13 protein-coding genes and 1 pseudogene are annotated in these 15637 nt (G+C 61.3%); 11 read left to right on the forward strand and 3 right to left on the reverse strand.

Annotated features, from left to right (window positions below):
- Window positions 1-88 precede the first annotated feature (88 nt).
- Genes ACNQOP_RS12750 through ACNQOP_RS12760 form a run of 3 tightly spaced genes read right to left on the reverse strand, consistent with a single transcriptional unit; the run spans window position 89 to window position 3677 of the window.
- Window positions 89-2539: a hypothetical protein gene (locus ACNQOP_RS12750; RefSeq protein WP_416404680.1), complete on the reverse strand. Its 2451-nt coding sequence runs from the start codon at window positions 2537-2539 to the stop codon at window positions 89-91.
- A complete protein-coding gene (locus ACNQOP_RS12755) occupies window positions 2536-3066 on the reverse strand; it encodes a hypothetical protein (protein WP_416404681.1) in 531 nt (176 codons plus the stop codon). The genes ACNQOP_RS12750 and ACNQOP_RS12755 overlap by 4 nt, the downstream gene beginning before the upstream one ends.
- Window positions 3063-3677 carry a hypothetical protein gene (locus ACNQOP_RS12760; protein ID WP_416404682.1) on the reverse strand — a complete coding sequence of 205 codons (615 nt, stop codon included), beginning with the start codon at window positions 3675-3677 and terminating at the stop codon, window positions 3063-3065. The genes ACNQOP_RS12755 and ACNQOP_RS12760 overlap by 4 nt, the downstream gene beginning before the upstream one ends.
- 334 nt (window positions 3678-4011) lie before the next feature.
- Between ACNQOP_RS12760 and ACNQOP_RS12765 the strand changes: the two genes are divergently transcribed.
- From ACNQOP_RS12765 to ACNQOP_RS12815, 11 genes and pseudogenes are all read left to right on the forward strand, one after another.
- A complete protein-coding gene (locus tag ACNQOP_RS12765) occupies window positions 4012-4815 on the forward strand; it encodes a hydroxypyruvate isomerase family protein (protein ID WP_105692055.1) in 804 nt (267 codons plus the stop codon).
- 77 nt (window positions 4816-4892) lie between these two features.
- Window positions 4893-5777 (forward strand): annotated as a pseudogene (locus ACNQOP_RS12770) (2-hydroxy-3-oxopropionate reductase); the annotation flags it as partial.
- Window positions 5778-5907: 130 nt separating this feature from the next.
- Window positions 5908-7683 carry a glyoxylate carboligase gene (gene gcl, locus ACNQOP_RS12775; protein ID WP_416404683.1) on the forward strand — a complete coding sequence of 592 codons (1776 nt, stop codon included), beginning with the start codon at window positions 5908-5910 and terminating at the stop codon, window positions 7681-7683.
- Window positions 7684-7708: 25 nt separating this feature from the next.
- The gene (locus ACNQOP_RS12780) at window positions 7709-8875 is read left to right on the forward strand and encodes a glycerate kinase (protein ID WP_416404684.1); all 1167 of its coding nucleotides are present in this window, start codon (window positions 7709-7711) and stop codon (window positions 8873-8875) included.
- Window positions 8868-10217 (forward strand): allantoinase AllB, encoded by a 1350-nt coding sequence (gene allB / locus ACNQOP_RS12785; protein ID WP_416404685.1) that lies wholly within the window; start codon window positions 8868-8870, stop codon window positions 10215-10217. Before ACNQOP_RS12780 ends, allB begins: the two co-directional genes overlap by 8 nt.
- Window positions 10218-10227: 10 nt before the next feature.
- Window positions 10228-11007: a winged helix-turn-helix domain-containing protein gene (locus ACNQOP_RS12790; RefSeq protein WP_416404686.1), complete on the forward strand. Its 780-nt coding sequence runs from the start codon at window positions 10228-10230 to the stop codon at window positions 11005-11007.
- 94 nt (window positions 11008-11101) lie between these two features.
- Window positions 11102-11569 (forward strand): thioredoxin-dependent thiol peroxidase, encoded by a 468-nt coding sequence (gene bcp, locus ACNQOP_RS12795; protein ID WP_257369550.1) that lies wholly within the window; start codon window positions 11102-11104, stop codon window positions 11567-11569.
- A gap of 178 nt (window positions 11570-11747) precedes the next feature.
- The gene (locus tag ACNQOP_RS12800) at window positions 11748-12854 is read left to right on the forward strand and encodes a PP2C family protein-serine/threonine phosphatase (RefSeq protein WP_416404687.1); all 1107 of its coding nucleotides are present in this window, start codon (window positions 11748-11750) and stop codon (window positions 12852-12854) included.
- Between the two features lie 19 nt (window positions 12855-12873).
- Window positions 12874-14850, forward strand: coding sequence for a glycosyltransferase family 2 protein (locus ACNQOP_RS12805; protein WP_416404688.1), 1977 nt, complete (start codon window positions 12874-12876; stop codon window positions 14848-14850).
- Complete coding sequence (locus tag ACNQOP_RS12810) at window positions 14840-15172, forward strand: STAS domain-containing protein (protein ID WP_257369546.1); 333 nt, start codon at window positions 14840-14842, stop codon at window positions 15170-15172. Before ACNQOP_RS12805 ends, ACNQOP_RS12810 begins: the two co-directional genes overlap by 11 nt.
- Window positions 15165-15584: an ATP-binding protein gene (locus ACNQOP_RS12815; RefSeq protein WP_284987607.1), complete on the forward strand. Its 420-nt coding sequence runs from the start codon at window positions 15165-15167 to the stop codon at window positions 15582-15584. Before ACNQOP_RS12810 ends, ACNQOP_RS12815 begins: the two co-directional genes overlap by 8 nt.
- Window positions 15585-15637: the final 53 nt, after the last annotated feature.

The raw sequence follows: 15637 nt of genomic DNA on the forward strand, positions 1-15637 counted from the left end.
CTGCCCCAGAAAGTCTCATTATCGACTCAGGTACACATCCCTCACGCGTAGAGCCAAAAGCCTATAAATTGATACCGCACTCAAAAGGTTACCCCGGTTTGCCGGCCTGGAGGTCGCTCCCACCATTAGCCGCCCGCGTCAATAACTCCGCGGCCCGCCGGACTACACGAGGGCTTGCCTCGGACGTAAGTGACTGAATCTCGACCATAAAGGATCGAACTATCTCGGGCTGATCGCTTTGGAGTCGTTGGAAAGCATGGAGAACCCTCAGGGGCGCTCGTATACCGTCCTTGCTCATAAGTTCAACAATGGCTTTTCTCGCGGTTTCGGCGAGGCCGGATATGTGTGACAACGCTAAAACTAGAGCATGCCCGGCCTCAGCACGAACTTCAGGATTCGAGTCCTTGGCAAGTTGCAGAAGAAGCGCGTGACCCCACGTAGGATCGCCCAGACTCAGAACATAAGGTATGGATCTCGCTGCCTGGACCCGTGAAGTGTCAGTAGAAGACGCCAAAAATAGAACGTTCTCTAGGGCTTCTGTCTGCGAAATTATTCCGAGCGCCCCCGCCATCCGGATTGCTGAGGCAAACACAGGAAGCGGGGCCGCGTCAAAGTGAAGGTCTTCGCGTCTACTCGCGAACAAGGAGCCCCATCCATCGCGAAGAGATTTCCTTACTCCGTCGGGGACGGTCTGGGGCCTGTTAGCAATCCTGTCTAAGGCAGCATCCTTCAAAACTCCATCGATATCCGGATCCTGAAGAAACTTACAAATAGCGGCCCAGAGAGAATCGTCACCAAAGCGAAAGGCAAAGGCAACTGCAACATTCGACGTAGAATATCCACCAAGAGAAATAGCACCGTTGCGGGCAGAGGCACCCTCAACTTCTAGCATCGTAATTAGTTCGCTTCTAACCGTTGCTAATAGTTCAGCATCTACCGTTCCACCATGATCTGCAAGAAATGCAGCTCTCTCAAGTCCCGAGAGGTGACCCACCTCCTCTTTTGCCTCCATTAGGAGCTGTTGAGCTTTACGTCGGATGAGATGAGAATCATCTTGCACAGCGGGATGCGCTAACTCTATTGGATTTGAATTAATCCACTCTGCCCAGGCAGCCGTAGCTTCAACCGAAACATTTTGCCATTGGATGAGCTCCATTGCGCGCATCAGAGTGCCCACTAAGGGCTCATTGAGAACTTGAGCTTGTTGAATGCACTCAAAGATTGCAGCGGCAAATTGATCATCCTGGCCACTATCAATAATGAAACGTGAAAGAGTCTTCCACATCTTATCGAAGACGGCCCATTCGGCACGAATAGACACCTGTTCCGTATCGGGATACATGAATGTCACTTTGATAGCTCTTTGCAGGTCTTCATGCGAAAGGAAGTCAGCGGCAGAATCCAGCACGGAAAGATCCGTTTCAGTTATTTTGCCAGTTGCTAACGAACGTTGAAGAACTTTCTCTGCGTCGCGTTTCAAGGCGCGCGTGGGTCCCTGATCTCTGACCCATTTCAAAACTGATTGTAGCGACTTACGGGCACGTCCTTGCCGTAACAGTCGAATAACTTCAGCAACGTCATCAACGTCGTTCGAACCTTCAAGAATGAGCGCTTTCGCTAGTGATTCGCGGCATTCCTTCATGCGACCGCTATGGCCGGAAAGCTCTGCGACGAGCAGGGCGGCATAACCCCGGTCAGAAGGATCCTCCCTCATGAGGTAGCGCGTGCCTGACGTCGACTCATATGTCTTTTCGAATGCGTCGCGAACAACTAACCTGTCGCGGTCGGCCGCTGTTCTACTCATTCGCTCGTCGATCCATGACGCGCGTCCCTTTACAACCTTCATCCAGGTACTTCCAGAAAATTGTTCGAAAGTGGATTTCGAGGCAAGAGCGTGGACCTTCACTGACTCAGCAATGTCTTTCTGTATTCTGGCCGGGCCCCAACTTATGCCCTGAGAGACTGGAAACTTAGCCCCGTAAATGGCGGAAGGAGCAGGCATCCAAAGAATCACTTTATCGACTTCCTCGCGAGCCGCCCGATACTCAGAGGCCTCCTCCAACCGGACAACCCGCTGCTGAAGAAGCAAAGCAATGCATAAGCGATACTCGGGACTATGCTCCCTGGGATCACCTTCTACGCCCAGACTCTTGCATATCGCCAGCAAGCGCTCCGCGGCACGGTCAGGTCGTTCCAAGTCTGCTAACCCGACGCTTGCATAAAGCGCGGCGGCCGCCCGAGCACCGACGGGCACATTCTGATCCTCGGAGGTGACCCACAGCCGATCAACTGCATCCTGTAGCCCATCCGAAAACAGCGAATCTCGCGCGGCAACGAGAAGCGCTTCTTGCCAAGCACTAGACTCACCAATCAATTCGACAGTATATCGGTCAAGTTCCCTCAAATCCCTGTACTCCGTAATGAGAGCGAGCTTGGCCGCCGGAGTGATTGTCTTCACGCCGAAGTTCGGGTGCGGGGAGATGGTCCAGGGCGCGACGGTTGCGACCAGCCACTCGATGTTAACCGCTAAGTTACTCACAAGAAATCCTCCGCCAAGACAGAATCATCAAAAACCGAATCGGCTGAAGATGATATAATATCACTAGAACTAAGCTCGACACTTCTCGAAAGTCGATTTCTTCGGATATGACTGGCTAAATATTTGCGCGCCTCATCCTTAATTTCATCAACATTTCGAAGCCTATTGAAGAATACGTCTGAAGATACACCACTTGCCTGCTGTATGATTAGTGCCCTCACATCTGTATTCTGAATATCAGAACCACGAGGTCGCTTGCCGCAGGCGAAAACGACTAGAGTGCTTGGTGCCGACGAGTTAGTAAGAACATTTGCCAGCAATTGCTCGGTAACTATCTGTTCATGATCGCTCGCCAGATAACATACAAACTGCACCTCGATACGGTTATCACCCGCACCTGCTGGCCTGATAATTCGGCCATGTTCATCTTGAAGTTCTGCAATCACTAGGTCCACAGAGTCGCGCCACTCCAAGTCATCGATGGGGAGAATTGCGCACCAAGCCACGACGATCTGAGAAATGCTCATTTCCGGCTTGCCACCACAACGGTGATCTTTGAGCGATCCAGGTAAAGCGAGAGTTGCGTTCCTTCTTTGGAGCCGCACAGTTCATCGGAAATGGCAACGGGTAGCTCTGGAATATCCCTCTCCAAGTCGACCTTGGAAACTATTGCAGCAAAATTGCGAGGGAGCGACGGGCAGGCAGCGAGCCGAGGGTAACCTTCAGCGATCTCAACACTTGCATCATATTTAACCGGCTCCTGAAATGCGATAAACACAAGAGCAGCAATGAAGGAAAACATGGCACCCCCAGCTATCCATAACGCGGAGTCCATGAGCCTGAAGATCCGCAGCCGGATAGTCTTTGATTGGTTCAATAATTCTTTTTCGTTCGGGGAACCCTCTACGTAAAAGACAGACTCCCACGGTCGAATGAGGATTCGCCATGAGCTCTTCTCACCGTCGGTGAAAGTACGCGGATGAACCAGGGAAGCTATCACGAAGACCACCGTGGACAGCGTCAGGAGGATAATCGAGGCAAGCCCGAGGATTTTAGCCGGAACTGGCAGACCCGGACTGACATTGAGAACTAACCCGGCCGCCAGGGCGCCGGCGGCCGTAGCTGTAATGGTTGCCACCGCCCGAGCCCGGCTCCGATACCTCTCTACCCCATCTGCCGCGCGCTGCAGTCTGGCGGTAGGAGAGGTCGTCGGGTCAGCCACAGGATAGAGCCTATCAAGCAGGTGCTGGTGGAACGGAAGATGAGGGCAGCATCCAATTGACGCGCTTGATGCAAGCGATGCCTCTGGTATCCCACATCACCGCCCACCCCTTGACTCGCACCCCCACCTTCCCTAGACTTTTCATAAAGCAGAATCTAAATTCCACAAAGCGGAAACTGAAGCCAAACGCAAAGGCCCAGCCGAAGCACAGAGGAAGATAGATCCAAGCCCCTCCTCGGAAGGACCTACGATGACGTACACAGTGAACTGCTCCATCCTCCTGACGGAGCTGCCCTTGCTCGAGCGCCCCGCCGCCGCGAAGGCAGCCGGTTTTGACGCCGTCGAGTTCTGGTGGCCCTTCGCCACTTCGGTTCCCACCGACAAAGAGACCACCGAGTTTGAAACAGCCATCAAGGACGCCGGTGTTCAGCTCACGGGACTGAACTTCAACGCTGGCAACATGCCCGGCGGCGACCGTGGCCTGGTTTCCTGGAAGGGACGTTGCTCCGAGTTCAAGGACAACATCGACGTCGTCGCCGGCATCGGTGAGCGCCTGGGCTGCAAGGCCTTCAACGCCCTCTACGGCAACCGCCAGGACGAGTTCACCCCTGAAGAGCAGGACGAACTCGCCGCCAAGAACCTCGCAGCAGCAGCAGAAGGCGTCGCCCGCATCGGCGGCACCGTCCTTCTCGAACCGGTCAGCGGCGCACCCAAGTACCCGCTCCTCACCGCCGAAGACGCACTCAAGGTCATCGCCCGCGTCAAGGCAGAATCCGGCGCACAGAACATCAAGCTCCTCGCCGACTTCTACCACTTGGCAGTCAACGGCGACGACGTCGAATCCGTCATCGAGAACCACGCCAAGGACTTCGGCCACATCCAGATCGCCGACAACCCCGGCCGCGGCGCTCCCGGAACCGGCACGCTCCCCCTCGGCGAATGGATCGCCCGCAGCCGCGAACTCGGCTACGACGGCTACATCGGCCTCGAGTACAAGGAACCGCAGGAATCGGCTTTCAGCTGGGCCATCCGCCAGCGCGCCAACGCCAACTAACGACGGCGGCACCCACCAAAGCGGCGGCGCTCACCAAATAGCCCGCACGAGTTAAAACACAGACTTTCAGAAAGAGAACCACAATGAGCAACGTTGCAGTCATCGGACTCGGAATCATGGGCCTCCCCATGGCCATCAACCTCGTCAAGGCCGGCCACACGGTCACCGGTTTCAACCGCAGCCAGGACAAGATCGACAAGCTCGTCTCCGAAGGCGGCCAGGGTGCCACCAGCATCGCGGACGCAGTCAAGGACGCCGACGTCGTCATCACCATGGTCCCGGACTCCCCCGATGTTGAGGGTGTTGTCAGCGGCAAGGACGGCGTCTTCGCCAACGCGAAGAAGGGCACCATCTGGATCGACGCATCCAGCATCCGCCCGGACGTCGCCAAGCGCCTCTCGGACGACGCCGTAGCAGCAGGCATCCGCCCGCTCGACGCTCCCGTATCCGGTGGCGAACAGGGCGCAATCGACGCAGTCCTGTCCATCATGGTCGGCGGCGAAGCAGCAGACTTCGAGGCAGCACAGGATGTCCTCAACGCAGTGGGCAAGACCATCGTCCACGTCGGCCCGTCCGGCTCCGGCCAGACCGTCAAGGCAGCCAACCAGCTGATCGTGGCCGTCAACATCCAGGTTCTCGGCGAGGCCATCGCTTTCCTCGAGGCCTACGGCGTAGACACCGACGCAGCACTCAAGGTTTTGGGCGGCGGCTTGGCCGGCTCCAAGGTCCTCGACCAGAAGGGTCAGAAGATGCTCGACCGCAACTTCGACCCCGGCTTCCGCCTGGCCCTCCACCACAAGGACCTCGGCATCGTCACCTCCGCAGCCCGCGAAGCCAACGTCGCTGTCCCGCTCGGCGCAGTCGTCGCCCAGCTCGTCGCCGCAACCGTCAACCAGGGCGACGGCGGCCTCGACCACTCGGGCCTCTTCAAGCAGGTCCTCCAGCTCAGCGGCCGGAAGTAAGCACCCGCCCAAAGGCACCAAGCAACACAAGTAGGGAACCCGCCGTCGTACTTAAACGACGGCGGCTCCCTCACCACACCCAAAAACACCACAGACTTCGCCCGAAAGGGCAAAAAACAAGGAGTACACCATGGCAAAGATGCGCACCGTTGATGCGGCCGTAGCCATCCTGGAAAAGGAAGGCGCAACCGAAGCTTTCGGTCTGCCCGGCGCAGCGATCAACCCCTTCTATTCCGCAATGCGTGCCCACGGCGGCATCCGCCACACGCTGGCCCGCCACGTTGAAGGCGCCAGCCACATGGCCGACGGCTACAGCCGCGCAGCTGATGGCAACATCGGCATCTGCATCGGTACGTCGGGCCCCGCTGGCACGGACATGATCACCGGGCTGTACGCGGCCCAGGCTGATTCCATCCCCATGCTCTGCATTACGGGTCAGGCACCCGTTGCCAAGCTGCACAAGGAAGACTTCCAGGCCGTGGACATCGAGTCCATCGCCAAGCCGTTGACCAAGTTTGCCATGACCATCCTGGAGCCGGGCCAGGTTCCCGGAGCGTTCCAGAAGGCGTTCCAGCTGATGCGTTCGGGTCGTCCGGGCCCGGTTCTGTTGGACCTGCCCATCGACGTTCAGATGGCGGAGATCGAGTTCGACATCGACGCCTACGAGCCCCTGCCCATCGAGAAGCCCAAGGCTTCCCGCAAGCAGCTGGAAAAGGCTTTGGACCTGCTGACCGCATCCAAGCACCCGCTGATCGTTGCCGGTGGCGGCGTCATCAACGCCGGCGCTTCGGCACAGCTGGTTGAGCTGGCCGAGATCCTGAACGTTCCGGTTATCCCCACCCTGATGGGCTGGGGCGCCATCCCGGACGACCACCAGCTGATGGCCGGCATGGTTGGCCTGCAGACCTCGCACCGCTACGGCAACGAGACGTTCCTGCAGAGCGACTTCGTTATCGGCATCGGCAACCGTTGGGCCAACCGCCACACCGGCGGCCTGGACACCTACACGGCCGGTCGTAAGTTCGTGCACATCGACATCGAGCCGACGCAGATCGGTCGCGTTTTCTCGCCGGACTTGGGCATTGCGTCCGACGCCGGTGCGGCGCTGGACGGTCTGTTGGAGCTGGCTCGCGAACGCCAGGCAGCCAAGACCCTGCCGGACTACTCGGGTTGGGTTGCCGAGTGCCAGGAGCGCAAGGGCTCCCTGCACCGCAAGACCAACTTCGACAACGTGCCCATCAAGCCGCAGCGCGTGTACCAGGAGATGAACAAGGCCTTCGGCCGCGACACCACCTACGTGTCCACCATTGGCCTGTCGCAGATCGCCGGCGCACAGATGCTGCACGTGTTCGGTGCCCGCAAGTGGATCAACGCAGGCCAGGCAGGCCCGCTGGGTTGGACCGCTCCCGCCGCCCTGGGCGTTGTTCGTGGAACCCCGGATGCCACCGTTGTTGCCCTGTCCGGTGACTACGACTTCCAGTTCATGATCGAGGAACTGGCCGTAGGCGCACAGTTCAACCTGCCGTACATCCACGTTGTGGTGAACAACAGCTACTTGGGCCTGATCCGTCAGAGCCAGCGCGGCTTCAACATGGAACAGAACGTTTCCCTGGCCTTCGAGAACATCAACAGCCCGGAGACAAACGGCTACGGCGTCGACCACATCAAGGTTGCCGAAGGCTTGGGCGTCAAGGCCATCCGCGTTGAGGACCCGAACGACCTGCCTGCCGCTTTCGATAAGGCCAAGGCTCTGATGGGCGAGTTCAAGGTTCCCGTGGTTGTTGAAGTGATCCTGGAAAAGATCACCAACATCTCCATGGGCGTTGAGATCAACGGCGTGAACGAGTTCGAAGAGCTGGCAGAGACCGCGGCGGACGCACCCACCGCGATCCTGACCAAAGCGTAAGTAAGTAAAGGAAGGAGGCACCGGAATGCGTGTTGTCATCGCCCCGGACAAATTCAAGGGCTCGCTGTCCGCGCCCGACGTCGCCAAGCACCTGGCAACAGGCCTGCAGGCGGGGTTCGGCCAAGGCATTGAAGTAACACGCATTCCGGTGGCCGACGGCGGCGAAGGAACCATCGATGCCGCCATCGGCTCCGGCTTCACCCGCCGCACCACCACGGTCACCGGTCCGCTGGGCGAACCCGTGAAAGCGGACTTCGCCATCAAGGACCAGGAAGCTGTCATCGAAATGGCGGCAGCTTCCGGTCTCGCCCTCCTCCCGGAGGGCCCCAGCAGCGAAACGGCCAAGAAGGCCAACAGCATCGGCACGGGCGAACTCATCCGCGCCGCGCTGGACCTCGGCTGCCGCAAGATCATCCTGGGTGTCGGCGGCAGCGCCAACACCGACGCCGGCGCGGGAGTCCTTCAGGGCCTCGGCGCCGTGTTCCTGGACAAGGACGGCAACGAGCTCCCCGGCGGCGGTGCCGCACTCGCGGACATCGACAGCATCGACTTCTCCAACTTCGACGTCCGCATCGAGGCCACGGAGTTCGTGTTGGCGTCCGACGTCGACAATCCCCTTTTGGGGGCCAGCGGAGCCCCAGCCATCTTCGGTCCGCAAAAGGGCGCGACGCCGGACGACGTCGCCGAACTCGATGCAGCGCTGAGCCACTTCGTGGACGTACTGGCAGCCACCAGCGGGCAACATGCCAAGTACGCAGCCAAAGCAGAAGGCGCTGGAGCGGCAGGCGGCGTTGGCTACATTGCCATTGCGGCACTGAAGGCAGAGCGGCGGCCGGGCATCGACGTCGTGCTTGAATTCACTGAACTCGAGCGCAGGCTCAAGGGCGCCGACTTGGTGATCACCGGAGAAGGCAGCCTGGACGAGCAAAGCCTGCTCGGCAAGACGCCCATGGGTGTTTCGCGGGCGGCACAGAGGAACGGGGTTCCCGTGATCGCAGTCTGCGGTCGGAGTACCCTGAGCCGGGAACAACTCACGGACGCCGGCTTCCATACGGTCCATGCACTGACCGATCTGGAAAAAGATGTCCAAAAATGTATCGCTGAAGCAGGTCCGTTGCTTGAACAATTAGGTAAGCACATAGGCGTGTACCTGGCGGAACGGACCGAAAACAAGGAGTACCTCAATGTCTGAAGCAATCGGCGCCTATGACCTCGTTATCCGGGGCCAGCGCATCCTGACCACCGCCGGTATCGCAGCCCGCGAAGTTGGCATCCGCGATGGCATCATCGTGGCCATCGAACCGCTGGGCAACGGCCTGACGGGCAACGAGGTCATCGAACTCGCAGACGACGAAACCCTTATCCCCGGCCTGGTGGACACCCACGTCCACGTCAACGAGCCCGGCCGCACCGAGTGGGAAGGCTTCGCCTCCGCCACGCGTGCCGCTGCCGCCGGTGGCGTGACCACCATCATCGACATGCCGCTGAACAGCATCCCGCCCACCACCACCGTGGACGGCCTGGAGCAGAAGCGCGTGGTCGCCAAGGACCAGGCGTTCGTGGACGTCGGATTCTGGGGCGGTGCCATCCCGGGCAACAAGAGCGACCTCCGTCCCCTGCACGACGAAGGTGTGTTCGGCTTCAAGTGCTTCCTCCTGCACTCCGGCGTGGACGAGTTCCCGCACCTGGACGCGGACGAGATGGAAGAGGACATGAAGGAACTCAAGTCCTTCGACTCCCTCATGATCGTCCACGCCGAGGACTCCCACGCGATCGACCGCGCCCCGCACCCGGGCGGCGACCACTACGAGACCTTCCTGGCCTCCCGTCCCCGCGGCGCCGAGAACAAGGCCATCGCCGAGGTCATCGAACGCGCTCGCTGGACCGGCGCCCGCGCCCACATCCTGCACCTCTCCTCCTCCGACGCGCTTCCCATGATCGCTTCGGCAAAGCGCGACGGCGTCAACCTCACCGTTGAGACGTGCCCGCACTACCTGACGCTCATGGCCGAAGAAATCCCCGACGGCGCCACGGCCTACAAGTGCTGCCCGCCCATCCGCGAAGCCTCCAACCGCGAGCTCCTTTGGAAGGGCCTGCAGGATGGCACCATCGACTGCATCGTCTCGGACCACTCGCCCTCCACACTGGACCTCAAGGACCTGGAGAACGGTGACTTCGCTGTGGCGTGGGGCGGCGTTTCCTCACTGCAACTGGGCCTGTCCCTGATCTGGACCGAAGCCCGCCACCGCGGCATCCCGCTGGAACAGGTGGTGTCTTGGATGGCCGAGAAGCCCGCTGCCCTGGCCCGCCTGCACAACAAGGGCCAGCTCGCCCTGGGCTACGACGCCGACTTCTCCATCTTCGCCCAGGACGAAGCCTTCGTTGTGGACGTCACCAAGCTCAAGCATAAGAACCCGATCACGCCGTACGACGGCCGTCCGCTCGCCGGCGTCGTCCGCAAGACGTACCTGCGCGGCACCCCGATCGACGGCCAGAACCCCGGCGGCAAGCTGCTCCGCCGCGGCAACGTTTAGGTCAACCGTCATGGCAGTCAATGCCTACGGGCCACCGCCGTCGCGAGGACCCGCAGCACGCGGGTCCTCCGCACGGCGGCCCGGCCAGAACCCTCGGAGCCTCAACGATCGCAACGGCCTGACAGCTCACGGCCTCGCGCTCTGGGTCAACCCGGCCGAGGGCGACGAGATCGATCCTGAGGTCTGGGATCGGGCGGCACGACTTGTGCTGGCCCGTGCCATGAAACTTGCCCCGGAGGCGGAAGTCCGCATCTGGCCCGCCCCCGGGGCAGAGCACTCCGGCGTCGGCGACACTTCCTGGGGCGGCACTCCGCAGGAAGCCGCCGACGCCGGTACCAAGTCGGCGGCGACCGTGACACTCGCGGACGCCCTCGCGGAGGCGCGTTCGGAAGCCGCTTCCGACGGCGGCGACGGCGCCTCAGCGGGCGGCAGCACCGCCGTCGAGCCCGTAACGTTGGCCAGCCGCCGCAGCCAACTTGCGGTGGACCTCGCCGCTGAAGTAGTCCTGCTGGATGGGGAGCCCGTTTCCTTTACTGGCATGGAATACAAGCTGCTGCGCTACCTCGTGGTGAACTGCTCCCGGGCCATTGCACGTGAAGAATTGCAACGCTTCCTGGAGTCATTTGACCTCCCCGGCGCGGCTTTTCGCTCGATCGACGTTTATGTTGGAAGGGTGCGGCGGAAGCTAGGCTCCGCCCGACACACCGTCGCCACCGTCCGTGGTGGCGGCTACCAGTTCGTGCCAGGGCCTTATGCCACAGTGCGCGGACCTGCGGAATACAGCATCTGATTTCGCTGTTCTACTTCATTGACTTCGTTCTTTGAATGATCGCTGTTGTTTGAAATGACCGCCGGTGCACACCGGTTGAATGTAAAGGATCGCCATGACCCAGAAACTCCTCGTCGGAACGCAAGCACCTGATTTCGCGCTTCTCGACGCCGACGGCACCAAGGTCTCGCTGTCCGACTACCGCGGACGCAACGTCATTGTGTACTTCTACCCCAAGGCGGCCACCCCCGGCTGCACCACCGAGGCTTGCGACTTCCGCGACAACCTCGCCAGCCTGCAGGGCAACGGCTACGACGTCATCGGGATCTCCCCCGACGGCCCCGAGGCCCTCGCCAAGTTCACCGGCGAATTCGCGCTGACCTTCCCGCTGCTCTCCGACGAAGATCACAAGGTTGCCCTGGCCTACGGTGCCTGGGGCGAGAAGCTGGTAGACGGCGAAATCGTCGAGGGCATCGTCCGCTCCACCGTAGTCCTGGATGGCGAAGGCACAGTCCAGCTCGCCCAGTACCAGGTTTCTGCGCAGGGCCACGTCCAGGCGCTGAAGGAAGAGCTGGGCGTCTAACCCTCTCTCACATCCCGCCCGATTGAGCGGATCCCTCTCGCACATCCCGCCTGCTTGAGCCGATCCCTCTCTCACGTAACTGCACAAATCATGTAACGCCCGCTCACTTTTGTGAGTGGGCGTTTCATATGTCGTGACTAAACGTGACAAATACCCAGCCGCATTAGTTAATGGAGCCATGGCCTCAACCTCGTCTCCACGCCACGCTGTCGTTGTCGAAGATGACGCCGACATCCGCGGGCTCCTCGTCCTCATCCTCGAGCAGCTCGACTTCGTGGTGACAGAGGCACCCGATGGCCTTTCCGGCGTCGAGGCCGTCCGGAACACCAACGCCGAACTGGTGACGCTGGACATCAATCTTCCGGACATCGATGGCATGGAAGTCTGCCGGCGGCTGCGCGAATTCTCGGACGCCTATGTTCTGATGCTCACAGCCCGCGCGGACGAGATCGACCGGCTCAACGGCCTGGACACCGGCGCCGACGACTACATCAGCAAGCCCTTCAGCCCCAAGGAAGTCCAGGCCCGCATCCGCGCGCTGTTCCGGCGGGCACGCACCCCTGCCGCTCCCGCCGAGGATCAGCGCCAAGCCGATGAACTCGAGCGGGCGGCCGTGGTCCAACAGAGCCTCCTCCCCCGGGAGACCGTCCGCGTTGACGGTTACGACGTCGCTGGTGCCTTCCGCCCGACCCGCAGCGTTGGCGGGGACTTCTACGACTGGTACCAAACCAGCGACGGCATGCACCTGACCTTCGCCGACGCCATGGGCAAGGGAATGGGCGCCGCCCTGATCGCAGCGACCGTCCGGGCAGTGATGCGGTCAGTCGCAGACACCCCGGCCATTGCTGACGCTTTCGGCTCGGCCAGCGCCACCATCACCTCGGACCTTGACCAGTCCGGCTCATTCGTCACCATGTTCCACGCCCGCCTGGACAGCGGCTCAGGCAAGCTCAGCTATATCGACGCCGGTCACGGCCTTGCGTTGCACGTCCCGGCTGACGGGGCTGCTCAACGGCTGGTCTCAGCCGGTCCGCCAGTGGGCATCCTCGACGACCAGCTGTGGCCGGCCGCGGAACTTGAGCTGGAGCCCGGAGATTCCCTGGTGATCGTCAGCGACGGAGTGCTCGATGCCCACGCCTCCCTTGAAGAATTCCTGGTTAACGTCGAAAAGGTGACACGCAACGGAGTTACCTCGGACGAGGTCTGCGCCGCCCTTCTGGAGTTGGCACCCGCTGCGACCGCCGAAGATGACGTGACCGCCGTCGTCGTTCGCCGTCAACGCTGAGCCACATTAAAGGGGGATTGTGACACGTTTCTGGACCCGGCTTCTGGTTGTCCTCACGGTCATTTTGGGCGTCAACTATGTGGCCTGGCGTTGGTTTGCCTCACTGAACTGGGATGCGTGGTGGATCGCCGTTCCGTTGGTCATTGCCGAGACGTACAGCCTGATCGACGTGATGCTTTTCGGCTTGACGGTTTGGAACCTCAAGATCCGCAAGCCGCCTCCCCCGCCGCCTGCCGATGCCACCGTCGACGTCTTCATCACCACATATAACGAACCCCTGGACCTGGTCCTGACCACGGCCTTGGCCGCCAAGGACATCCGGTGGCCGCACAGCACCTGGATTCTCGACGACGGCAATCGCCCCGAGATGCGCGACCTCGCCGACACCCACGGGATCGGCTACGTGACGCGCGGAGCGGACTGGACCCCTGACATGCCGCGGCACGCCAAGGCAGGGAACCTGAACAACGCGCTCATGGTCACCTCGGGCGAGTACCTGCTGATCCTCGACGCCGACCAAACCCCGGAACCGGACATCCTGGACAAAACGCTGGGCTACTTCAACGACGACCGCGTGGCGTTGGTCCAAACCCCGCAGTACTTCATCAACGTACCCGCCGACGATCCCCTGGGCAGCCAGGCTCCCCTGTTCTACGGCCCCATCCAACAGGGCAAGGACGGCTGGAACGCGGCCTTCTTCTGCGGCTCCAACGCGATCCTTCGCCGCGAAGCCCTGATGCAACTGGGCTTGGTGGGTTACGTCAAAGCCACGGAGAAGAGTGTCCGGCGGGCATTGAGCGCCTCCAAGCAGGCCATCAAGAAGGCCCGGCGCTCGGAGGAGGCCCGTAACCCGTTGGTGGAGCAGATGCTCAACGAGGTGGAGGCCGCCACCACGGCAGCCCAACAGGAACTCGACGCGCGGGTCTCCCTCAGCGAGATCACCTACCGCGTGCGACGCAAAGTGGACGAAGCCGTGCGCACCCTGGTCGCAGCGGACTTCTCCGCCCTGCAGTCCGACCTCGAAGAAATCGCGGCAATGGAACTCGCCCACGTCGGCGAAGGTGGCGTGACAACTGTGGCGAGTGACGCCGTCGACCGCATGTCCGGACGCGACTGGTCGCCCCTGGGTGCGCTCGAATCGGTCCACGCCGTCCTGGACGCGATCTCCGTGGAACGCACCGACGAAGCCCAGCCGATCATGCCCCTGGCCACCATCTCGGTCACCGAAGACATGGCAACGGCCATGCGCATCCACGGGCTCGGCTGGAAGAGCGTGTACCACCACGAAATCCTGGCCAACGGCCTCGCGCCCGAGGACCTCAAAACCATGCTCACCCAGCGACTCCGCTGGGCACAGGGCACCATGCAGGTCCTGCTTCGCGAAAATCCGCTGGTGCAACGGCGTTTGTCCTGGGGACAACGGCTCATGTACTTCTCCACCATGTGGAGCTACCTCAGCGGGTTTGCGGCCGTGGTCTACTTCGCCGCGCCGATCATTTACCTGACCCTCGGCATCCTCCCGGTCAGCAGCCTCAGCTGGGACTTCTTCATCCGCTTCATCCCGTTCATGGTGGTCAACCAGCTGCTGTTCGTGGTGGCGGGGCACGGGATTCCCACCTGGCGCGGGCAGCAGTACAGCCTTGCGCTGTTCCCCACGTGGATCAAGGCATGCACGACGGCGGCGCGGAACGTCTGGTTCGGCCGTCCCCTCGGGTTCGCGGTCACCCCCAAGGCCCGCCAAAGCGGCGGACCGAGTTGGAGCCTGATCCGGCCCCAGATCACCGTGGCCGTCTTGCTGGCTGTGGCAATGGTGGTGGGCATCGCCCGTCTGCTGACCGGGCTTTCCGAACCGTTGGGCACGTTGGTGAACGTGGCGTGGGTGGCGTTCGACCTGGTGGTCCTGAGCGTGCTGGTCAAGGCAGTTTTGTACAAGGGTTTCGTGCCTGAGGATGTTGGGCCCAAGCGCCCGGAGGAAAGGAATACAGATGCAGTTTAGCTATGAGGTCAAGGACACCTACGCGGAAGTGAAGAGCGTGGGCCGTTTGAACATGGTGGCCGCGCCCAAACTCCGCGAGGTAGTGAACGAGGTTGTGGCATCGGGTTCCAACCGCGTGGTGGTGAACCTGGCCGAGACCAACTTCATGGACTCGTCCGGGCTGGGCGCACTGATCGGCTGCCTCAAAGCAGCGCGCCAGGCCGGTGGCGACCTCCGCATCGCCGCAGTTCAGCCGCAGGTGAAGATGGTGCTGGAACTGACCAACATGGACCGCGTGCTGACGGCATACCCTTCGGCTGAGGAAGCATTCGGCGATGACTGACGTGATCGCCCGCCGGGGGTTCCACGGGCCTTCCACCGAGGAAGCAATCGAGTCCATCCACAACGAACTGGATGCCTTGTGGGACGATGCTTCCTTCGTGCCCGATATGGACCGGATGACTTTCGCGACCGCCGTGATCGAAGCCGCCGCCAACATTGTGCAGCACGCGCTGCCGGCGGCAGAGAAGCCTGTGGAGATCGACGTCGACATCAGCGTCCGTCCCAGCCGACTGGTGGCCAGGGTGAGCGCTTTCAACGCCCGCGAGCCGTTCGCCGACGACATGCAGGCGTCCATGCCTGATTCTGAGGCGGAGTCCGGGCGGGGGCTGGCACTGATCGAGGCACTGGTGACCACTGTGACGTTCGAGCGCCAGGACGGCACCAACACCTGGATCCTCACCCGCAACACCTGACCCTCACTCACATCCCACCCCCTTCCGGCCAACCCTCACTCACACCCCACCCC

The organism is Arthrobacter sp. LFS091 (assembly GCF_047977885.1).
Taxonomy (GTDB): Bacteria; Actinomycetota; Actinomycetes; order Actinomycetales; family Micrococcaceae; genus Arthrobacter.

Bases quoted from the DNA above. Each gene is read 5' to 3' on its own strand.
- ACNQOP_RS12755 (WP_416404681.1), bottom strand. From the start codon at position 3,066: ATGAGCATTTCTCAGATCGTCGTGGCTTGGTGCGCAATTCTCCCCATC.
- ACNQOP_RS12765 (WP_105692055.1), top strand. From the start codon at position 4,012: ATGACGTACACAGTGAACTGCTCCATCCTCCTGACGGAGCTGCCCTTG.
- gcl (WP_416404683.1), top strand. From the start codon at position 5,908: ATGGCAAAGATGCGCACCGTTGATGCGGCCGTAGCCATCCTGGAAAAG.
- ACNQOP_RS12780 (WP_416404684.1), top strand. From the start codon at position 7,709: ATGCGTGTTGTCATCGCCCCGGACAAATTCAAGGGCTCGCTGTCCGCG.
- allB (WP_416404685.1), top strand. From the start codon at position 8,868: ATGTCTGAAGCAATCGGCGCCTATGACCTCGTTATCCGGGGCCAGCGC.
- ACNQOP_RS12790 (WP_416404686.1), top strand. From the start codon at position 10,228: ATGGCAGTCAATGCCTACGGGCCACCGCCGTCGCGAGGACCCGCAGCA.
- bcp (WP_257369550.1), top strand. From the start codon at position 11,102: ATGACCCAGAAACTCCTCGTCGGAACGCAAGCACCTGATTTCGCGCTT.
- ACNQOP_RS12800 (WP_416404687.1), top strand. From the start codon at position 11,748: ATGGCCTCAACCTCGTCTCCACGCCACGCTGTCGTTGTCGAAGATGAC.
- ACNQOP_RS12810 (WP_257369546.1), top strand. From the start codon at position 14,840: ATGCAGTTTAGCTATGAGGTCAAGGACACCTACGCGGAAGTGAAGAGC.
- ACNQOP_RS12815 (WP_284987607.1), top strand. From the start codon at position 15,165: ATGACTGACGTGATCGCCCGCCGGGGGTTCCACGGGCCTTCCACCGAG.